Annotated in this window: 1 protein-coding gene; it reads right to left on the reverse strand. The window is 69.4% G+C overall.

Annotated features, from left to right (window positions below):
• On the reverse strand, positions 1-696 hold a 696-nt coding region (locus tag J0A65_RS24845), incomplete at both ends, for a TolC family protein (protein WP_206596905.1).

Here is a 696-nt window from a genome sequence, read left to right on the forward strand (position 1 = left end):
CTGTCGGTGTCGTACTTCTGGTTGTAGCTGCTCTCCGAGTCGGAGCTGGTCAGACGGTTGCTGGCCACCAGGCTCAGGGTCGGCAGGTGCCCGGCACGTTGCCTGTCGATCGTTCGCGCAGCCACCTCGACGGCCTGGCGCTGCGCCGCCAGTTCGGCATTGCCGGCGATGGCCAGATCGCGCCAGGCCTCGAAGCGCGCCGGTTGCAGCGGCTGCACGGTGAAGTCGTCGGCCAGTGGCAGCAGATCGGCACGATCCAGAGGCTCGCCGACGATGCTCTCCAGCGTGCGCAAGGCGACATCGAGGTCATCCCGCGCCTGGATCAGCTCGGCCTCGGCCAGGGCCAGGCGCGCCTCGGTTTCCAGCTCATCGGTCCGGGTGCCCTCGCCGGCCTGGAGCAGGTGTCGATTGAGGCGCAGGCGCTCGACCAGAGCACGGCGCTGGGCGCGCGCCAGCTGGATGCGCTCGTCGCTGAGCTGTGCCTGGCTGTAGGCTTCGAACAGGCGCACCGCCAGCTCCTGGCTGCGTGCACGGAAGCGCTCATCGGCCAGCAGGGCGCGCGCCACGCCCTGGCGATAGTCGGCCCAGGCGGCGTAGTCGAACAACGGCTGCTGCAGACTCAGCACCGAGGCGTAGCTGCGATAGTTGCGGTCAACGCGCTGCCCGCCCGCACTCACCTCCGATTCGTTGCGCTGG

It is taken from the genome of Bowmanella yangjiangensis, assembly GCF_017255015.1.
Classification (GTDB): Bacteria; Pseudomonadota; Gammaproteobacteria; order Enterobacterales; family Alteromonadaceae; genus Bowmanella; species Bowmanella yangjiangensis.